This is a genomic window from Salinisphaera sp. (genome assembly GCF_035690525.1).
GTDB lineage: Bacteria > Pseudomonadota > Gammaproteobacteria > Nevskiales > Salinisphaeraceae > Salinisphaera.
Map to the genome: position 1 here is coordinate 1 of NZ_DASSKM010000100.1, position 18,114 is coordinate 18,114.

At 65.9% G+C, this 18,114-nt stretch carries 15 protein-coding genes and 1 pseudogene; 9 read left to right on the plus strand and 7 right to left on the minus strand.

Annotation, left to right across the window (positions count from 1 at the left end):
* Positions 1 to 670 (minus strand): annotated as a pseudogene (locus tag VFJ08_RS07285) (exopolyphosphatase); the annotation flags it as partial.
* Between the two features lie 73 nt (positions 671 to 743).
* Here VFJ08_RS07285 and VFJ08_RS07290 point away from each other — a divergent pair.
* Positions 744 to 1,379, plus strand: a complete 636-nt coding sequence (locus VFJ08_RS07290) for a C40 family peptidase (protein ID WP_324996535.1) — start codon at positions 744 to 746, stop codon at positions 1,377 to 1,379.
* An 83-nt stretch (positions 1,380 to 1,462) separates the two neighbouring features.
* Here VFJ08_RS07290 and VFJ08_RS07295 read toward each other — a convergent pair whose 3' ends face one another.
* The 4 genes from VFJ08_RS07295 to VFJ08_RS07310 form a co-directional block, all read right to left on the minus strand.
* Positions 1,463 to 2,650 carry an acyl-CoA desaturase gene (locus VFJ08_RS07295; RefSeq protein ID WP_324996536.1) on the minus strand — a complete coding sequence of 396 codons (1,188 nt, stop codon included), beginning with the start codon at positions 2,648 to 2,650 and terminating at the stop codon, positions 1,463 to 1,465.
* A gap of 146 nt (positions 2,651 to 2,796) precedes the next feature.
* Positions 2,797 to 3,636: a tRNA 2-thiocytidine(32) synthetase TtcA gene (gene ttcA, locus VFJ08_RS07300; RefSeq protein ID WP_324996537.1), complete on the minus strand. Its 840-nt coding sequence runs from the start codon at positions 3,634 to 3,636 to the stop codon at positions 2,797 to 2,799.
* An 82-nt stretch (positions 3,637 to 3,718) separates the two neighbouring features.
* Positions 3,719 to 4,597 (minus strand): fructosamine kinase family protein, encoded by an 879-nt coding sequence (locus tag VFJ08_RS07305; RefSeq protein WP_324996538.1) that lies wholly within the window; start codon positions 4,595 to 4,597, stop codon positions 3,719 to 3,721.
* On the minus strand, positions 4,594 to 5,484 hold the full coding sequence (locus tag VFJ08_RS07310; protein WP_324996539.1) for a 5'-3' exonuclease: 891 nt from the start codon (positions 5,482 to 5,484) through the stop codon (positions 4,594 to 4,596). Before VFJ08_RS07310 ends, VFJ08_RS07305 begins: the two co-directional genes overlap by 4 nt.
* Positions 5,485 to 5,558: 74 nt before the next feature.
* Here VFJ08_RS07310 and VFJ08_RS07315 point away from each other — a divergent pair, with 74 nt between their 5' ends.
* The 8 genes from VFJ08_RS07315 to VFJ08_RS07350 all read left to right on the plus strand — a co-directional run bounded on the left by VFJ08_RS07315 (position 5,559) and on the right by VFJ08_RS07350 (position 15,310).
* Entirely contained in the window at positions 5,559 to 6,326 is a 768-nt protein-coding gene (locus tag VFJ08_RS07315; RefSeq protein ID WP_324996540.1) for a hypothetical protein, read from the plus strand.
* Positions 6,327 to 6,525: 199 nt separating this feature from the next.
* Complete coding sequence (locus VFJ08_RS07320; RefSeq protein ID WP_324996541.1) at positions 6,526 to 7,737, plus strand: NAD(P) transhydrogenase subunit alpha; 1,212 nt, start codon at positions 6,526 to 6,528, stop codon at positions 7,735 to 7,737.
* Positions 7,734 to 8,018 (plus strand): NAD(P) transhydrogenase subunit alpha, encoded by a 285-nt coding sequence (locus VFJ08_RS07325; RefSeq protein WP_324996542.1) that lies wholly within the window; start codon positions 7,734 to 7,736, stop codon positions 8,016 to 8,018. Before VFJ08_RS07320 ends, VFJ08_RS07325 begins: the two co-directional genes overlap by 4 nt.
* A 50-nt stretch (positions 8,019 to 8,068) precedes the next feature.
* Complete coding sequence (locus tag VFJ08_RS07330; protein ID WP_324996543.1) at positions 8,069 to 9,466, plus strand: NAD(P)(+) transhydrogenase (Re/Si-specific) subunit beta; 1,398 nt, start codon at positions 8,069 to 8,071, stop codon at positions 9,464 to 9,466.
* Between the two features lie 75 nt (positions 9,467 to 9,541).
* A complete protein-coding gene (locus tag VFJ08_RS07335; protein WP_324996544.1) occupies positions 9,542 to 10,147 on the plus strand; it encodes a CoA pyrophosphatase in 606 nt (201 codons plus the stop codon).
* Between the two features lie 302 nt (positions 10,148 to 10,449).
* The gene (locus VFJ08_RS07340; RefSeq protein ID WP_414707042.1) at positions 10,450 to 12,642 is read left to right on the plus strand and encodes a primosomal protein N'; all 2,193 of its coding nucleotides are present in this window, start codon (positions 10,450 to 10,452) and stop codon (positions 12,640 to 12,642) included.
* Between the two features lie 107 nt (positions 12,643 to 12,749).
* The gene (gene argS / locus VFJ08_RS07345) at positions 12,750 to 14,417 is read left to right on the plus strand and encodes an arginine--tRNA ligase (protein ID WP_324996546.1); all 1,668 of its coding nucleotides are present in this window, start codon (positions 12,750 to 12,752) and stop codon (positions 14,415 to 14,417) included.
* 20 nt (positions 14,418 to 14,437) lie between these two features.
* Positions 14,438 to 15,310, plus strand: a complete 873-nt coding sequence (locus VFJ08_RS07350; RefSeq protein ID WP_324996547.1) for an SPOR domain-containing protein — start codon at positions 14,438 to 14,440, stop codon at positions 15,308 to 15,310.
* Positions 15,311 to 15,345: 35 nt separating this feature from the next.
* Here VFJ08_RS07350 and VFJ08_RS07355 read toward each other — a convergent pair whose 3' ends face one another.
* A complete protein-coding gene (locus VFJ08_RS07355; RefSeq protein WP_324996548.1) occupies positions 15,346 to 16,479 on the minus strand; it encodes a transporter substrate-binding domain-containing protein in 1,134 nt (377 codons plus the stop codon).
* Between the two features lie 99 nt (positions 16,480 to 16,578).
* Positions 16,579 to 18,114: 3'-5' exonuclease (locus VFJ08_RS07360; protein WP_324996549.1), on the minus strand; the 1,536-nt coding region annotated here is incomplete at its 5' end.

The window sequence follows — 18,114 nt, forward strand, 5'->3', positions numbered from 1 at the left end:
CGTCGGCCGCGCGCGCGGCCGACTTGATGCTCCCCGAGGCACCGATCGCCGTCGACCAGCCCAGCCTCCGATAATCGTAGGCCAGTGGCTCGAGCGCCAGACAGGCTTCGGTGACCGCGGCCCGCCACGCGATCTTGTCGACCCGCCCTTCGGGGAAAAAACGCGCGGTATGGGTTACCGCGCCGAGGGCTACGCTATCGGCGCGGCGCGGCGCCGGGCCGTCGCCGAGCGCCAACTCGGTCGAGCCGCCGCCGATATCGACCACTAGGCGCTGCCCGTCCCCCGGGTCGAGATCCTCGGCCACACCGGCATAAATCAACCGCGCTTCCTCGGCCCCGTAGATGATTTCGATCGGGTGGCCCAGCGCCGTTTCGGCGCGGGCGACGAAGTCGCCGGCGCGATGCGCCTGGCGCAGCGTGTTGGTGCCCACCACGCGTACCCGGGCGGTCTCGAACTGGGCCAGGCGCTGGCCGAAACGCGCCAAGCAAGCGAGCGCCCGCTGCTGGGTCGGCGCGTCGATCCGGCCGTCGCCGGACAGCCCGCCGGCCAGGCGCACCGATTCCTTGAGCCGGTCGAGTATCCTTCGCTGCCCCTGTTCGGCGCGCACGACCAGCATATGGAAACTGTTGGAACCGAGATCAACCGCGGCGACCGTGATCGGCCGGTTCATGCACCGGAACTTTTCAAGACGCTGTTCATGCGGCTATCTTAAGCAGCTTGCGCAGGGGTTGCGAGGGCGGGGTTTGGCAATCATTAAAAGAAACGGCACGAACACCGGGGACGCGGCGTGCGCACTGCTGCAAACGGCGGCGCGCACACCATGCCTGCGGCGTTATCGACCGATCATCATCTTGGCGGTGGTCCTGGCCGCCGGCGGCTGCGCCAGCCAGGGGCTGCAGCGCGGCCAGTCCGATTCGAGCCGGTCCGGAGGCGGCGCCAGTTCGCGCGCTAAGAACCGTACCTCGCCCGATTCCGGTCTGCTATCCAGCGCCACGGCGCGGCTGGAAAAGGCCCTGCACCGGGTGTACGAACGCTGGGCCGGCACTCCCTATCGCTACGGCGGCCAGAGCCGCGACGGCGTGGACTGTTCCAGTTTTGTCCGCCAGACCGTCGACGCGGTCGAGTCCTACGAACTGCCGCGCACCACGGTCGAACAAGCGCAGGTGGGGATGTTAATCCCGCGCCACGATCTCGAGGCCGGCGATCTGGTTTTCTTCAAGACCGGAGCGCTATCGCATCACGTGGGCATCTATCTCGGCCAGGGGCGCTTCATGCACGCCTCGAGCAGCCAGGGCGTAACCATCTCGCGCCTGGACAATGTTTACTGGCGTCGCCACTACTGGCAGTCGCGTCGTATCCCGGCGGCCGGTTCCATGTAATCAGTCGCCGGCCGATCATTAAGAAACAAAAGAAAGCCCGCGACGGAAGGCCGTCGCGGGCTGGCAGATCTCCAGCTCGTCGGCTAAGCCGGGGCCGGCTCCGAGCGGGCCTGCTCGATCAGGCGATGCGCGACCGAACGACGCAGCATGTCCTGCGCGCGTTCGATGGCCCGATCCAGACCCTCGTGCCGGATCTTGAACTGCTTGTGCGCTCGGGCCTTGAGTTCCTCGGCGCTCGGGAATTCCGGCAACTCGATCTCGGCGAGATAGTTTTCGGCGGCCGTCCAGGTGTCGCGGGCATGATTGCGCAGATCGTCCATGACGTGGCTGCCCTCCCAGCGCTCGCGGATGTTGGCGCTGATGCGCTCGGCCGAAAAGCCTTCGGCGATATAAACCGCGCATTTGTCGATGATCTTCTGGGTCGGCGCCTTCTCGTTGGCGAGAATGGTCTTGGGCGGCTGACGCAGATCCCACACCAGGCCCAGCTTCTTGAAACCGAGCAGGATGTAATAGGTGGTATCGATCTCCCACCAGAAGAAGCCGTTGCGGGCGGTCGCGGGATAGTAATGGTGGTTGTTGTGCCAGCCCTCGCCCATCGAGACCAGGGCCAGGAACCAGTTGTTGCGCGAATCGTCGCCGGTGAGATAGCGCTGCCGGCCGATCATATGGTTCAGCGAGTTGATGGTGAATGTGGCGTGATAGACCAGGATGGTCGACAGCAGCCAGCCCACGAACAGGCCGGACCAGCCGCCGATGGCAAAGCACACCAAGGCCAGGATGATACCGGGCGCGTACTGATGCTTCTCGATCCAGCGCAGCTCCGGATACTTGGAAAAATCCTTGATCAGATCCATATCAGGATTGGAACGCGCCTCGCGGTAGACCCAGCCGATATGGGCATCGAATACCCCGTACTGGCGCGGCGAATGCGAATCCTCGGGCTCATCGGCGTCGCGATGATGCTCGCGATGCTTGGCCGCCCACCAGAGCGGGCCTTTTTGCATGGCGGTCGCGCCCAGAAACGCCAGCATGAACTGGAACACGCGGCTGGTCTTGTAACCGCGATGCGAGAAGTAGCGGTGATAGCCGGCGGTAATACCGAAAACGCGCGCCGCGTACAGGAACACGCACAGAATTACCGACGTCCAGGTGAAGCCGGTCCACCAGATACCGATCAGGGCCAGATGCAGCAGGCCCATCGGCAGAAAGTTCCACCAGTCGAAGTGGTCATCCATATGCTGGTTGGCCGGAAACCGTCGTGTTTCGCTCATTGCTTGGCGACCCTCGTCAGAAAGCGTCAGTCTTGCGCTGGAGTGTACAAACGTGCACAGCGTATCCGTGAGTATGCGGAGGTTGAGAATCGTTTTCAAGAACTCGTGAACGCCTCTTGCCGGCTACGCGGCCGGCGCCGGCCCATTCAACGCCGGTCGGCATCGACTTCCAGCCCGGCGAAATCGAACAGTCCGCCGTCGGCCATCTGCGAGGGCGCGATCCGCGTGATCGAACGAAAGATACGCTCGCTACGGCCCGGATCGACCCGTTCCCAGTCGGCCAGCATCGCCTTGACGTTCTGGCGCGCCATATTCTCCTGTGAGCCGCAGAGATTGCAGGGGATGATGGGAAACTGCCTGAGCCGCGCGTATTTTTCGATATCGGCCTCGGCGCAGTAGGCCAGCGGCCGGATCACGACGTTGTCGCCGTCGTCGGACTTCAGCTTCGGCGGCATGGCCGCCATGCGCGCGCCGTGGAACATGTTGAGAAACATCGTTTCCACGATATCGTCGCGATGATGGCCGAGCGCGATGCGGGTGAAGCCGTTCTCGCGCGCGTAGCGATACAAAATGCCGCGCCGCAGGCGCGAGCACAGCCCGCATAAGGTGGCGCCCGGCGCGATCTTCTCGGTGACCACCGAGTAGGTATCGCGCTCGATGATCTCGTAGTCCACGCCGAGTTCACGCAGATAGCCCGGCAGGATGTGCGCGGGAAAACCCGGCTGCTTCTGGTCGAGATTCACCGCGCGCAACGTGAACGACACCGGCGCGACCTGCCGCAGATACAACAGCGTATCGAGCAGGGTATAGCTGTCCTTGCCCCCGGAAAGACAGACCATGATGCGCTCGCCGTCCCGGATCATGCCGTAGTCGACGATCGCCTGGCCGGCCTGGCGGCGCAGCCGCTTGGTCAGTTTGTTGGCCGCGTTCGAGCCGGGCGTCAGACCGGTCGCGGGCCGGGTGTCGAGGACGGTGATCTCGCTCATGGCGCGCCGCGCGCTTGAAATAGCAGGGCGCCTATTGTAACGGCGCTGCGATCGGCCGTGCCATAGGCCCTGCGACGTGCATTTAGACGTGCGCGATGAGCTGGCCCATGACGCGTCGCGACTGGGCCGCGTAACCGCCGCCGAACAGGCGTGCGTGATTAAGCAGGTGATGCAGTTGGTACAACGGCCGCCGGATCTCGCGATAGCCGGGCGACGCCGGCCAGGCCCCCCAGTAGGCCTGGTAGAAATCGGGCGCGAAGCCGCCGAACAGCTCGGTCAGCGCCAGATCGGTCTCGCGGTCGCCGTAATAGACCGCCGGATCGTAAATCACCGGACGGCCGTCGGCGTCCGTGCCGGCGTTGCCGCCCCAGAGATCGCCGTGCAGCAGCGAAGCCTCGGGGCGATGCCCAGCCAGCAGATCGGGCAACACGGCCAGCAGCCGGTCGCCGTCACGCGCGACATCGGGATAATCCGGCGCCAACGCATCGAGCATCACCGCCAGGCGATTCTCGCGCCAGAACTCGGTCCAGTCCGCGTGCCGGGTGTTGTGCTGCGGGTTCGGGCCGAGCGTGTTGTCGCGATCCCAGCCGTGACGGGCGGCGACGATGCCGTGCAACTCGGCCAGCCCGTCGCCGAGCCGGGCCATCGATTCCCGGGTGGGCCGCGCCAGCTCGATGTATTCGAGCACGATAAAGGCGGTATCGCCGGCGGCGTCGACCACGACCGGCGCGGGCACCCGCAGCAGCGTGGCCTGGCGCAACTCGGCCAGGCCGGCGGCCTCGGCCTCGAACATGGCGCGCTGGTCGGCGGTGTTGGTTTTGACGAAGAATCGCCGCTCGCCGTCGGCGATCACATGCGCATCGTTGATATCGCCGCCGAACGCCGCTCGATGTTCGGTGATCGAAAACGGGCGCCCGGTGGCGGCCGCGATCGCTTGCTCGATGGCCGGCCAATCGTTCAAGGGGTCGCGCCTTCGGCCTGGCCCAGACCGAGCCGGCGCCGCAGCCCGGGCCCCGCGCCCAACTCGTCGCACAGCGCGGCCAGCCGCACGGTATCGGGCGCGCGGCGCGCGATGGCGCGCTGATCGGGATCGAGATCGATGTCGCCGACCAGGCTCGCCAGCCGCCGCGACAGGCGCGCCTGCGCCGCGTGCTTTTCGAGCCTGGACACCAGGGATTTCGCGCCTCGGATAGGGGCGGCGCTTACAGCATCGAGGTCGGCCAGCATGGCCTCGATATCGGAAAAACACGACAGCAGTGCCGCCGCCGTCTTAGCGCCGATGCCGGGCACGCCGGGAATGTTGTCGACCGTGTCGCCGACCAGAGCCAGATAATCCGGAATCGCCTCGGGCGCCACGCCGAAACGCTCGACGATCGCGGCGCGGTCATAGCGGGTCTCGCGGGCGTAATCCCATAGCGTATCGTCGTCGCCTAAAATCTGCGCGAGATCCTTGTCGGAGGTGACCACCGTGACCGGCTCGCCGGCGCCCTTCGCCAGGGTGGCCAGGGTGGCGATCAGATCGTCGGCCTCGTAACGCGGGCTGGACAGCGTGGCCACGCCGAGCGCCTCGGTGATCGCCCGACAGGCGCCGATCTGATCGACGAGATCGGCCGGCGGCTGTTCGCGGTTGGCCTTGTAATCGGCAAAGAACGCATTACGAAACGAACCGGTCAACGACTCGTCGAACGCCGCCGCGACCCGCTTTTCATCCGTAACCGCAAGCACGCCGGCGAGAAAACCGACATAACCGTGCACGGCGTTCAGCGGCCGGCCGCCGGCCCCGGTGATAGAGTCCGGCAATGCATGGAACGCCCGGAAGATATAGACGCTGGCATCGATCAGCAGCATGTGGATAGTGTACTGACGTATCGCCGACCGGCGCCACGTTAGCCGGACGGGAATATCCTGGAGAAAGAGCGATGATGCGATATCTGTGGCGCGCCGCGGGCGCGGCGGCGGTCCTCGGTTTGGCGACGGTCGCCGGTGTGGCCAGTGCCGACACCACGCTGACCTATGTCGGCGCCAGCGGCCAGTACAAGGTCTATATCACGCCGGATGCCGTGCGCATCGATGGCGACGGCAGCGGCTGGCAACTGTACAAAAAAGACGATCCCGCGATCTTTTCGGTCTCGCCGAGCGACCGGACCTACACCCGTCTCGACAAGGACACCGCCGGCGAGATTCGGCATCAACTGGATGCGCTGCGCGCTCGTATCGAAAACCGCCTGCAGCAGATTCCCGCCGACCGGCGCCCGGCCGCCCGTGCGGCCATGGCCGAGAAAATCCCGGCGCTCGACGGCGGGAGCCAGTCGGTCGGGCTGGATCACACCGGCGCGACCGACACGGTCGACGGCATTTCCTGCAACGTGATCCAGATCGTGCGCGACGGCCGCCCGGCGAATAAGATGTGCGTGGCCGAGGCCGGCGCGCTGGGCATCTCGGACGACAGTTTCGATACCGTAAAATCGATGTTCGCGCTGTTGCACGACATGCTCGAGAGCACCGGCCTGGAAGGCATCGGCTTGCCCTATCGCGATTTATCGGGCATGCCGGTCCGGTTCGTGGACAGCGTCTCCGGCGAGCGGCGCGAACTGGCGGCCGTCAGCCACGACCCTATCGCGGACCGCCGGTTCGCGATTCCCGACAGCTATGTCGAACAAAAGCTCCAAACGCCCTCGCCCGGCGGCTGAACTCGCCGCCAACCTTGCTCGCGCGCCGGAAAATTCAACCGTCGATCGAAAGTTATATTCTTATGCGCTCGCTATCGAGTCGTTTATATGCGTAGACTCGGCGGGCGGCGATCACTGGCACAGCGTCGCCCAGGGGAGCGGCCGGCAACCGGCGGCCAATAACAACATCACCGATATTCGGAACGAACCGAACAACAACATGACCATATCGATTGCTGTAGCGAAGGAGACGGCGGCGGGCGAAAAGCGCGTCGCGATGGTACCCAAGGTGGCGGCCAAGCTGACCAAGATGGACGTAACGCTCACCCTCGCCAAGGGCGCGGGTGAAGGCAGCCGCATTCCCGATGCGTCCTATGCCGAGCCGGTGACGCTATCCGGGCGCGCCGACGAAATCTATGGCGCCAACGTGGTCCTCGCGGTCAATGCGCCCGAGGTCAAGCAGATCGGCAAGATGAAGAGGGGATCGGTGCTGATCAGCTTTGTTCAGGGCCATAACAATCCCGACGTCGTCGATGCTTTGGTCAAGAACGGCGTGACCTGCTTCGCCATGGAACTGATTCCGCGCATCAGCCGGGCCCAGTCGATGGACGCGCTGTCCTCGCAGGCCAACGCCGCCGGCTACAAGGCCGCGTTGATCGCGGCAAACGCCCTGGAACGTTTTCTGCCGATGCTGACCACCGCCGCCGGCACGATCCGGCCGGCCAAGGTGCTGGTGATCGGCGCCGGCGTGGCCGGCCTGCAGGCGATCGCCACCGCCGGACGCCTCGGCGCTAAGGTCTATGGTTACGACGTGCGCACCGACACCAAGGAACAGGTGGAATCGCTCGGCGCCGAGTTTTTGGTCGCCGAAGGCGTGAAAGCGGAGGCCGAAGGCGGTTACGCGCGCGAACTGACCGACGACGAGAAAAAGAAACAGCAGCAGATGCTGGCCGACAACATGGCCGAGGCGGACGCGGTGATCACCACCGCCGCCGTGCCGGGCCGACCGGCGCCCAAGATCGTGTCCAAGGCCATGGTCGAGGGGATGAAGCCAGGCGCGGTGATCATCGACTTGGCCGCGGCCGGCGGCGGCAACTGCGAACTGACCCAGCCTGATGAAATCGTCACCCACGGCGCGGTGACCATCCACGGGCCGTCGAACATGCCGTCGCTGTTGGCCGAACACGCCAGCGAGATGTATGCGCAGAACCTGTTCAACTTCCTGCAACTCGTTCTCGTAGAGGAAGAAGGTCAGGAAGACGCCAAGCCGGGCGACAAAAAGCACAAGCTCGAATTCAACTGGGACGACGAGATTCTCGCCAAGGCGGTGCTGACCCGCGACGGCGAACTGGTCAATGAATCGGTCAAGGTCGCGCTGGGCCGCGACGACGACGCCGGCAACGACAGGACATCCGCGGAGGAAAGCTCATGATTACAGGCTTTGTCGCACTCTATATTTTCATGCTCGCGGCCTTTACCGGCTACGAGATCATCGGCCGCGTGCCGACCATCCTGCACACGCCGCTGATGTCGGGCTCGAATTTCGTGCACGGCATCGTGCTGGTCGGCGCCATGGTCGCGCTCGGCAACGCCGACGGGTTCTGGGAAACCTTGATCGGCTTCCTCGGCGTGGCGCTGGCCGCCGCCAACGTGACCGGCGGTTATGTGGTCACCGAACGCATGCTGGGCATGTTCAAAACCTCCAAGGATTAAAACCCGCACGCCAGCGCGTTGTAAGGGGATAACAGCAGGGATTGAAAGCTATGGGCGCTTGGTACTACGTCGTTAATATCAGCTATTTCTTCGCGGCGGTCGCGTTCATCTACGGGCTGAAGCAGATGAGTTCGCCGCGCACCGCGCAGGCCGGCATCAAGTGGGCCGGCGCGGGCGTGGGCCTGGCGATCCTGTTCACTTTTGCCCACCCCGCGATCAACGGCCCGTGGTGGAATTATCTGCTGATGATCCTCGCCATCGCGATCGGCGGCACGGCGGCCTGGATCGTCGGCAAGCGCGTGCAGATGACGGCCATGCCGCAGATGGTGGCGATCTTCAACGGCATGGGCGGCGGCGCGGCGGCGGCCATCGCGCTGGTCGAACTCTATTCCCACGAAGCTTTCCTACAGGGCGAAGCGGTGCTGTTCATGGCCGTGCTCGGCGAATTGATCGGCGCGGTCTCGTTTTCCGGCTCGCTGATCGCCTGGGCCAAGCTCGAGGGCAAGCTCGATAAATCGCTGCGGATCCCCGGCCAGAAGCTGGTCAGCATCGCGCTGATTGTGCTGATTCTGTTGTTCGGCATCTGGACGCTGGCTTCAAGCGTCAGCGCGCCGGTGCTGGTCACATTGTTCTTCATCGCGGCCTTCTTGTACGGCCTTGTGCTGACGATTCCGATCGGCGGCGCCGACATGCCGGTCGTGATTTCCATGTACAACGCCTTCACCGGCTTGGCGGTGGCGTTCGAGGGCTACGCGCTGGGCAACCCGGCCATGATCATCGCCGGCATGGTGGTCGGCGCCGCCGGTTCGCTTTTGACTTGGTTGATGGCCCAGGCCATGAACCGTTCGCTGGCCAACGTGCTGTTCGCCGGCTTCGGCGTGGATGACGGCAGCCAGGCCGAAGGCCCCGAAGGCGAGATGAAATCGGTCGAAGCCTTCGACGCCGCGGCCTCGATGGCCTACGCCGACAGCTTGATCGTGGTCCCCGGCTACGGCCTGGCGGTGGCCCAGGCCCAGCACAAGCTGTGGGAATTCGTGCAGATGCTGCAAAAAGAGCACGGGGTGGACGTGAAGTTCGCCATCCACCCGGTGGCCGGCCGCATGCCGGGCCATATGAACGTGCTGCTGGCCGAGGCCGGCGTGCCCTACGACCTGATCTACGATCTGGAAGAAATCAATCCGGAATTCCCCAACGCCGACGCCGCGCTCGTCATCGGCGCCAACGACGTGGTCAACCCGGCCGCCAAGGACGACGAAAAAAGCCCGATCTACGGCATGCCCATTCTCAACGTGGAAGCCGCGCGCGAAGTGTACGTCATCAAGCGTGGCAAGGGCACCGGCTTCTCGGGCGTAACCAACCACCTGTTCTTCGGCGATAACACGCGCATGGTGTTCGGCGATGCCAAGCAGGTGTGTTCCGATCTCACTGGCGGCTTGAAACAAATCTGACCGGCGCTGCGGGCGGCTTTTTCCGATCCGGCGGCATCCTGCATGCGGCCGGCAACGGTCGTATCCTGTTCGGCCATGCACGAACTCGCGCCCCTCGTCATTCGGCTCGAACAGCATCGGCCGCGTCGCAATCCTCTGCGGCGGCGGCTCAAGCGCGCGGCCGTGGCGGCGCTGCTGCGCGATTCGCGGCAAGGCGCGGAGGTGCTGGTGATCGAACGCGCCCATCGTCCCGGCGATCCGTGGTCAGGCGATCTTGCGCTGCCGGGCGGGCGTATCGAGGCCGGCGACGACGCCAGTGCATCGCGCGCCGCCTGCCGCGAGACCGGCGAAGAGATCGGCATCGCCATCGACCGATCGCTGGGGCTCGGCCGGCTGTCGGATCGGCTCACGCTCGACCACCGGCGCCGACGCCCGATGGTGATCTCGCCGTTCGTGTATCGTTGGCCGCTCGGGGCGCGCATCACGCCCAACGAGGAAATTGCCGGCTGGCAATGGATTGCGCTGGCGTGGCTCGACGAGCCGGCCAACCGCGGGCGGCTGACGTGGCGCCTCCAGGGCCTGGCCCAGTGCCTGGCCAAGTCGATGCCCTGCTACGACTGCGGCGATGGGCGCCGGTTGTGGGGCCTCACCTTGTCGATGCTGGATGAACTGCGTCGTATCGGCAACGGCGCCGGGCGTTAAAGGATGCCTTGTATTAACGATAATAGGCTGCCCTTCAACGTCACACCCCCTTGACAGTCGTCGATCCCATCGTGAAGCGTCCGAAAGTCTTCCGTACATATCGAGTTGTGCACAAATCCACAGTGTCCACCGGCGCCATTGGCCGGCCGGGCGGCCGCACCAACTCGCCAAATAAATTAATAAACCTCTGAACAACAAAGGTATTTATATAATCTTTCATAACCGGGCCGGCGTTAGCTCCTTCCTATGAGCGGATGCTCCCAAATTTATCCACGCACTTATCCACAGGCCGTAGACTGTTGATCGCACAGGATTACCGAACTATCCGGGTAGCCGTTCCGGTGCCGCTTGACGGCACTTTCGACTATCTGATCGAATCCGGTGCCGGGGCAAAACCCGGGGCGCGTGTGCAGGTTCGCTTCGGACGCCGGACGCTGATCGGGGTGGTGGTCGCGGTCGACGTCGACAGCCCAGTCGCGGCCGCGCGTCTCAAGCCGGTACTGCGCCTGCTCGACGCCACGCCGCTGTTCGACGCGGCGCTGCTCAAGCTGCTGCGCTGGACCGCGCGTTACTATCATCATCCGCTCGGCGAGGCGCTCGCCACCGCTCTGCCGACCGCCCTGCGCCGCATCCGGGCCACGGCCGAGACCACTCGCAACCGCGGCTGGCAAGCCTGCGCCGAGCCCGCAATCGACCCCGAGACCGCCCTGGTGCGCGCGCCAAGACAAAAGGAGCTGCTGACGATGCTCCGCGCGGCCGGAAACGCCGTGGCGCACAGCACTCTGTTGGCGCGCTTTCCAGGCGCCCAGCGCCCGCTCAAGGCGCTGGCCGAACGCGGCCTGATTCAGGCCGTCGAACTGCCGGGCGGGCTCGAAACGGGCACTGCCGGCACCCCGCCGGAACTGACCGCCGATCAGCACGTCGTGGTCGAGGCATTGCGCGCGGCCGCCGGGTTCGCGCCCGCCCTGGTCGAGGGCGTGACCGGTTCCGGCAAGACCGAAATCTATTTCCGCCGCATGGCCGATACACTGGCGGCCGGCCGCCAGGTGTTATTTCTGGCGCCGGAGATCGGCCTGACCCCGCAGCTCATCGACCGCCTGCGCTCGCGCTTTGCCGCCGCGATCGGTGTACTCCACTCACAGCGTTCCGACGGCGAACGCGCCGATGTCTGGAAAGCGGCCGCCGCCGGCGCGGCCGATATCGTCATCGGCACGCGCTCGGCCGTGTTCACGCCCATGCCGCGGCTCGGGCTGATCATCGTCGACGAGGAGCACGACGGCTCCTACAAGCAAAGCGACGGGCTGCGCTACCACGCCCGCGACGTGGCGCTCAAGCGCGCCCAGGACGCCGCGATCCCGATCCTGCTCGGCAGCGCCACCCCGGCGCTGGAGACGCTGCACAACGCCCGCGCGGGACGCTTCGATCACCGCAAGCTGACCCGCCGGGCGACCGGCGCCGCGCTGCCGGCCATCCGCCTGATCGATATCCGCTCGCGCCCGCTGGACGGCGGCCTGTCGGAGCCGTTGATCGATCGTATCCGGCCGCATCTGGAGGCCGGCAATCAGGTGATGATCTTCATCAACCGGCGCGGTTTCGCCCCGGCCCTGCTGTGTCACGACTGCGGCTGGAGCGCGCCGTGCCATCGCTGCGACGCCGCGATGACGGTGCACGGCGCGATGAGCCGGTTGATCTGCCACCACTGCGGCAGCGCGGAAAACGCCCCCAGCGCCTGCCCGTCATGCGGCAGCGAGTCGCTGGTCGCGCTCGGCGCCGGCACGCAGCGCGTGGCCGGTGCGCTGCGCAGCCATTTTCCCGATGTGCCGGTCGCGCGTTTCGATCGCGACAGCATGGCGCGCAAGGGGCGGCTCGAAGCCCAGCTCGCCGACGTCGCCAGCGGCGCGACCCAGCTTTTGGTCGGCACCCAGATGCTGGCCAAGGGTCACGATTTCGCGCGCTTGACCTGCGTGGGCGTGCTCGATGTGGACGGCGGGCTGTTTTCCGCCGATTTCCGCGCCGCCGAGCATATGGCACAGGTCGTCACCCAGGTGGCCGGGCGCGCCGGGCGCGCCGACCGGCCCGGCGAAGTCTGGCTGCAGACGCGCAACCCCGAGCACCCGATGCTCGCGCGCCTGCTGGACGGCGGTTATCCCGGCTTTGCCGAAGCCGCGCTGGCCGAGCGCAAAGCCACCGCCCTGCCGCCCTACGGGCATCTCGCCCTGTTGCGCGCCGAGGCCCACGATGCGCGCCATCCGCACGATTTTCTGGCCGCGGCGGCCGCGACCATCCCGCCGGCCGGCGAACTGGCCTGCTGGGGCCCGGTTCCGGCGCCCATGGCCCGGCGCGCCGGACGCTATCGCGCGCACCTGCTGCTGCACGGCGCCCGCCGCGCGCTACTGCATCCCGTACTCGACCGCTGGCAGTCCGAGCTCGGCGGGCTGCCGGCCGCCCGCCGCGTACGCTGGTCGATCGATGTGGACCCGCAGGACCTGATCTGAGCCGCGCACGGTCTACATCGCCCACCATTCGATACCGAAACATGGCCCGCGCCACCCACCGGCGTTAGACTGCACGGTTTTCCGCCGACCTCCGCGTTGTTCTCGCCGTGAAAGCACTAGTTCAAGAGCTGCTCGTCAACGCCGCCGCCCGCGCCTGGCCCGAGCTCGACATGCCGACCGACCCCCACGTCGAGCGCACCCGCGATGCCGCCCACGGCGATTTCGCCTCCAATCTGGCGATGCAGTTGACCAAGGCCGCGCGCCGCAACCCGCGCGAGATCGCGCAGGCGATCGTGGACCGGCTCGACGACGACGAACGCATCGCGAAAGTCGAGATCGCCGGGCCGGGGTTCATCAACTTTTTCCTCGCGCCCGCCGCCTTTCGCGCCGTCGTCGACGAGGCGATCGCGGCCGGCGAGTCTTATGGCCGCTCGGATGTCGGCCAGGGCCGGAAAGTGCTCATCGAGTTCGTCTCGGCCAACCCGACCGGGCCGCTGCATGTCGGTCATGGACGCGGTGCGGCGGTGGGCGACTGTCTCGCGCGACTGTACGAGGCCACCGGCTGGGACGTGACCCGCGAGTTCTACTACAACGACGCCGGCGTGCAGATCGACAATCTCGCCGTCTCGGTCGCGGCGCGCTGCGCCGGCCTGACCCCGGACCACGCCGACTGGCCGCAAGCCGGCTATCGCGGCGAATATCTGGCCGACGTGGCCGCGGCCTATCTGGCCGGGGCGAGCGTGGCCGCGGACGACCGCGAGGTGACCGGGCTGGCCGACCGAAACGACATGAACGCCATTCGCGAATTCGCGGTCGCCTATCTGCGCCGCGAACAGGACCAGGATCTGCGCGCCTTCGGCGTGGCGTTCGACAACTACGCGCTGGAATCCGCGCTATACGCCGACGGCCGCGTCGAGGAAACGGTCGAAGCACTCGTTGCCGCCGGTCATACCTACGAGGCCGACGGCGCGCTGTGGTTGAAGACCACCGACTACGGCGACGATAAGGACCGCGTCATGCGCAAGGCCGAGGGCGGGTATACCTACTTCGTGCCGGATGTGGCCTACCACCGGGCCAAGTGGGAGCGCGGCTTCACCCACGCCATCAACGAGCAGGGCGCGGACCACCACGGCACCATCGCCCGCGTGCGCGCCGGCCTAGCCGCACTGGACATCGGTATTCCCGACGGCTGGCCGGCCTATGTCCTGCACCAGATGGTCACCGTCATGCGCGGCGGCGAGGAAGTGAAACTGTCCAAGCGCGCCGGCTCCTATGTGACCGTGCGCGATCTGATCGACGAGGTCGGCCGCGATGCGACCCGTTATTTCCTGGTCGCGCGCAAATCGGATTCACATCTGACCTTCGATATCGATCTGGCGCGCAGCCAGTCCGAGGACAACCCGGTCTATTACATCCAGTACGCCCATGCGCGCATCGCCAGCGTGTTTCGTCAGCTCGACGAACAGGGCTTGGCGTATGATCGCGGCGCGGCGGACATGACGCGTCTGGATTCCGAACACGAACAACGCCTGATCACGGCCTTATCGCGCTTTCCGGAAATCGTGGCCGCCGCGGCGGCCGATTCGGCCGTACAGAGCGTCGCGCACTATTTACGCGATACCGCCGACGCGTTTCACAGTTATTACAACGCCCAAAAATTCGTGATCGACGATACCGGGCTGCGCAACGCCCGCCTGACCCTGATCATGGCGACGCGTCAGATGATCGCCAACGGCCTGGCGCTGCTGGGCGTCTCGGCACCGGAACGGATGTGACCCGACGAGGTTTTTGCTAAATGGCCCGCGACTACTCCTCGCGCCACGACGGCTCGCAGAACGGCAACGGCAAGCGTAAGGCCGGGAAACGGCCCGCCGCCGCGGCCCGCCCGGTGCGGCAGAAAAAAAAGCCCTCGTCGGGCAAGAAGCCGGCCCGCAACGGCGGCTCTCGCAAGCGCGGCGCATCCACCGTGGGCTCCGGGGCCCCCGGTTGCATCTGGCTGCTGTGCGGCGTCTTTCTCGCGGTCGCCGGGGCTTCGGTGTACTACATCGCCTCGCGGCCGGCCGGTCACGGGCCGGAAAGCGTGAGCATCGACCTGCCCAACGGCGAACCGGCCCACAGCGAACCGGTCCAGGACGGCGACGACGCCGGCGCGATCGACGCCGGCAACGCGAGCACCGGCCCGACCGAAGACAAAAACAAGGCCGAGCCGCGCTTCTCGTTTTACAAGATGCTGCCGAATTACGAAGTCGAAGTCCCGGCCGGCCAGCACGCCGAGCAGCCCGTTAGCGACGACAACGCGCCGCACGAAGCCGAACCGGCCGCGACTAATACTTCGGCTCTGGCGCCGGCCCCGAGCAGCGCGCCGCCAGCCGACGCCGGCCGTGCAGAACCGGATAACCCACCGCCGCAGCCGGCCGATCAGGGCGCCACCGGCCCGGGATACGTGATCCAGGCCGGGGCCTTTTCGCGCGAAGACGATGCCGATCGTCGCAAGGCGCGGCTCGCGCTGCTCGGCGTAAGCTCGGACATCGTCGATGTCCAAACCGCGTCGGGCAAGACGATCTATCGCGTGCAGAGCAACGTATTCGCCTCTAACGACAAAGCGCACTCGCTCGCCCGGCGGCTACAATCGCACGGCATCGAAACCATGGTGCGCCAAGCTGATTGACCGGACCGATTGACCGGGCGCCGGCGTCGCGCGGGCTAGGGCGTGCCTATGAACCGGGCGACGAGCCGGTTCCAATCGTTGCCGGCCAACACGGCTAGAATCGCCCGGTTGATCGGTTCGCGCAGCTTGCTGCCCTGCGGCAGCGCGAAAGCATAATCCTGACGCTCGAAGGTTTTGGCGAGCACCGTCTCCTGATTCGGGAATTCCTGCCGGACCCGGTATTTCAGCAGCGGCGCATCGTAGACCACGGCGTCCACGCGCCCGGCGGCCAGCGCCTTGAGCGCATCGTCGAGCGAATCCCGCGCGTGAAACGAGATGCCGCGATCGCGCAACGCCTTCGCCGCCGCCGATTCGGCCACCGTGGTCACACGCGCATGCGCCAAGTCGTTGACGCCGCGAATACCGCTGGACAATTGCCCCACCGTCAGCGAGGTCGCGATCGCCGCCGTGAAACTGGAAATGATGATAACGGCCGCGAACATCCAGACCAGGCCGACCAGCCGCCCGCCCAGCGTGCGCGGCGACTTGTCGCCGTAACCCACGGTGGTCATGGTCACGGCGGCCCACCAGAAGCCGCTGCCCAGACCGTTGAGCACGCCGCCGCCGAACTCATCGCGGTTGCGGTGCCGCTCGAAGGCCCAGACCGCCATGCCGACCAGCAGAAGTATGCCGGCCAATGCGCCCAGCGCGGTGAAGAATTGCCAGGAGAAGAAGCGGCGCACGGTCGCCCCTAAGCTGCCGCCCTGTGCCGCCGGTACCGCGATCGCCAGCCCGGTGGAATAGAAAGGATAAGTGAAGTCCACGCGCGTCTCGCGCGGCTCGGTCACGGTCAATGCGGCCACCGACACATCCAGATCACCGTTTTCCAGCCCGGTAAACAGCGCCGACAGATCCCGCTCGACGTAGTGCGTCTTCAACCCGAGCTTATCGGCCACGCGCCGCCAGAGCGCGATCGACAGCCCCTTGTAGCCGTTGCCATCATCGCGCATCACGAACGGCGGCGAGATTTTGGTGCCGACGGTCAATGTCTTGCCCGCTTCGCCGGGCGGTAAGGCGCTATCCGCGCCGGGCGCCGCCGCAGCCTGAGCCGAGGCGGGTGCGGCGGCCAATAGCGTAACCAGACACAGCATCGCGCCCGCCAGGCGCATCGTCATCCGCCGATATTGCATCGATTCCCCCGTCATAAAAAATAATTTCGATCTACGCATTGAGAATATAGCGCGGGTTAGCGCGATTATCGGGCCGAAACGACGGACCTCGGTGCGTAGTCAGACCGGATCGAGCTTGGCGTAGCCGGCGATCAGCCACTTGCTGCCGGCCCGGTCGAAGTTGACCTGGATGCGCGCGCGGGCGCCGTCGCCCTCGAAGGCCAGTACCGTGCCCTCGCCGAACTTTTTATGCACCACGCGCTGGCCGAGCCCCAGGCCGCCGGCTTTTGCCTCGCCGCGTCCGGTCGGCCCGGGCCGGAACACCGGCTGCGATATGCCGGCCTGCGGGCGGGTCTCGCGCAGATACTCCGGCGGGATCTCGCGCAGAAAGCGTGACGGCGCGGCCAGATTCTCCTGGCCGTGCAAGCGACGCACCTCGGCATGCGAGAGATTGAGCTTTTCCATCGCCCGCGTCATGCCGACATAGGCCAGCCGGCGTTCTTCCTCGAGCCCGTTTTCGTCCTCGGTCGAGCGCTGGTGCGGGAACAGGCCCTCTTCCAGGCCGACCATGAACACCAACGGAAACTCGAGGCCCTTGGCCGCATGCAGCGTCATGAGCTGGACCGAATCGTCCCATTCCCCGGCCTGCGCCTCGCCGGCCTCCAGCGAGGCATAGGCAAGAAACTGGGTGATCTCGTCCATGGTCTCGTCGTCGTCCGGCGTATAGGCACGCGCGGCCGAGACCAGTTCATCCAGGTTGTCCTTGCGGCCTTCGGCTTTCTCGTCGTTGCCCTTGCCGTGATGGCCCTTGAGGTCGGTGACGGCGATGACGTGCTCGGTGGCCTCGTGCAGTGCCATGTCCTCGACGCCGGCGTCCAGTTCATCGATCAGCGCGATGAAGTTCATCACCGACTTGGCCGCCCGCGCGGCCAGCCCCTGTGGATTACCGGGCTCGGCCAACTCGTAGGCGGCCTGCCAGAGATTCATGGCGCCGGCGCGCGCGTGGGCCCGGATCTTGTCGACCGTGGTGTTGCCGATGCCGCGGGTCGGTGTATTGACGATGCGCTCGAAGGCGGCGTCGTCGGATCGGGACTGGATCAGGCGCAGATAGGCCAGCGCGTCCTTGATCTCGGCGCGCTCGAAGAATTTCTGGCCGCCGTAGATGCGATACGGAATCTCCGCGGCGATCAGGCGTTCCTCCAGCACCCGCGACTGGGCGTTGGATCGATACAGGATGGCCACGTCCGAACGCGCCCCGCCGTCCGCGATCCAGTTGCCGATACGCGTGACGACATGCTGGGCCTCGTCGTATTCGTTGAAGGCGGCATAGACATCGATCGGCTCGCCCTCGGCGCCGGCCGTCCATAGTTCCTTGCCGAGCCGCGAGAGATTGTGGCCGATCAGGCCGTTGGCGGCCGCCAGGATCGTACCGGTGGAGCGATAATTCTGTTCCAGCCGCACGGTCTGCGCCGGCGCGAAGTCGTCCTCGAAACGCAGGATGTTGCCGACCTGCGCGCCGCGCCAGGAATAGATCGACTGGTCGTCGTCGCCGACGATGAACACACGGCCGGTGGCGCCGGCCAGAAGCCGTATCCAGGCATACTGCAGCGCATTGGTGTCCTGGAACTCGTCGACCAGAATATGCGTAAAGCGCCG

Bases quoted from the DNA above. Each gene is read 5' to 3' on its own strand.
- VFJ08_RS07330 (WP_324996543.1), top strand. From the start codon at position 8,069: ATGGGCGCTTGGTACTACGTCGTTAATATCAGCTATTTCTTCGCGGCG.
- VFJ08_RS07350 (WP_324996547.1), top strand. From the start codon at position 14,438: ATGGCCCGCGACTACTCCTCGCGCCACGACGGCTCGCAGAACGGCAAC.
- ttcA (WP_324996537.1), bottom strand. From the start codon at position 3,636: ATGAGCGAGATCACCGTCCTCGACACCCGGCCCGCGACCGGTCTGACG.
- VFJ08_RS07320 (WP_324996541.1), top strand. From the start codon at position 6,526: ATGACCATATCGATTGCTGTAGCGAAGGAGACGGCGGCGGGCGAAAAG.
- VFJ08_RS07295 (WP_324996536.1), bottom strand. From the start codon at position 2,650: ATGAGCGAAACACGACGGTTTCCGGCCAACCAGCATATGGATGACCAC.
- VFJ08_RS07325 (WP_324996542.1), top strand. From the start codon at position 7,734: ATGATTACAGGCTTTGTCGCACTCTATATTTTCATGCTCGCGGCCTTT.
- VFJ08_RS07315 (WP_324996540.1), top strand. From the start codon at position 5,559: ATGCGATATCTGTGGCGCGCCGCGGGCGCGGCGGCGGTCCTCGGTTTG.
- VFJ08_RS07310 (WP_324996539.1), bottom strand. From the start codon at position 5,484: ATGCTGCTGATCGATGCCAGCGTCTATATCTTCCGGGCGTTCCATGCA.
- VFJ08_RS07335 (WP_324996544.1), top strand. From the start codon at position 9,542: ATGCACGAACTCGCGCCCCTCGTCATTCGGCTCGAACAGCATCGGCCG.
- VFJ08_RS07355 (WP_324996548.1), bottom strand. From the start codon at position 16,479: ATGCAATATCGGCGGATGACGATGCGCCTGGCGGGCGCGATGCTGTGT.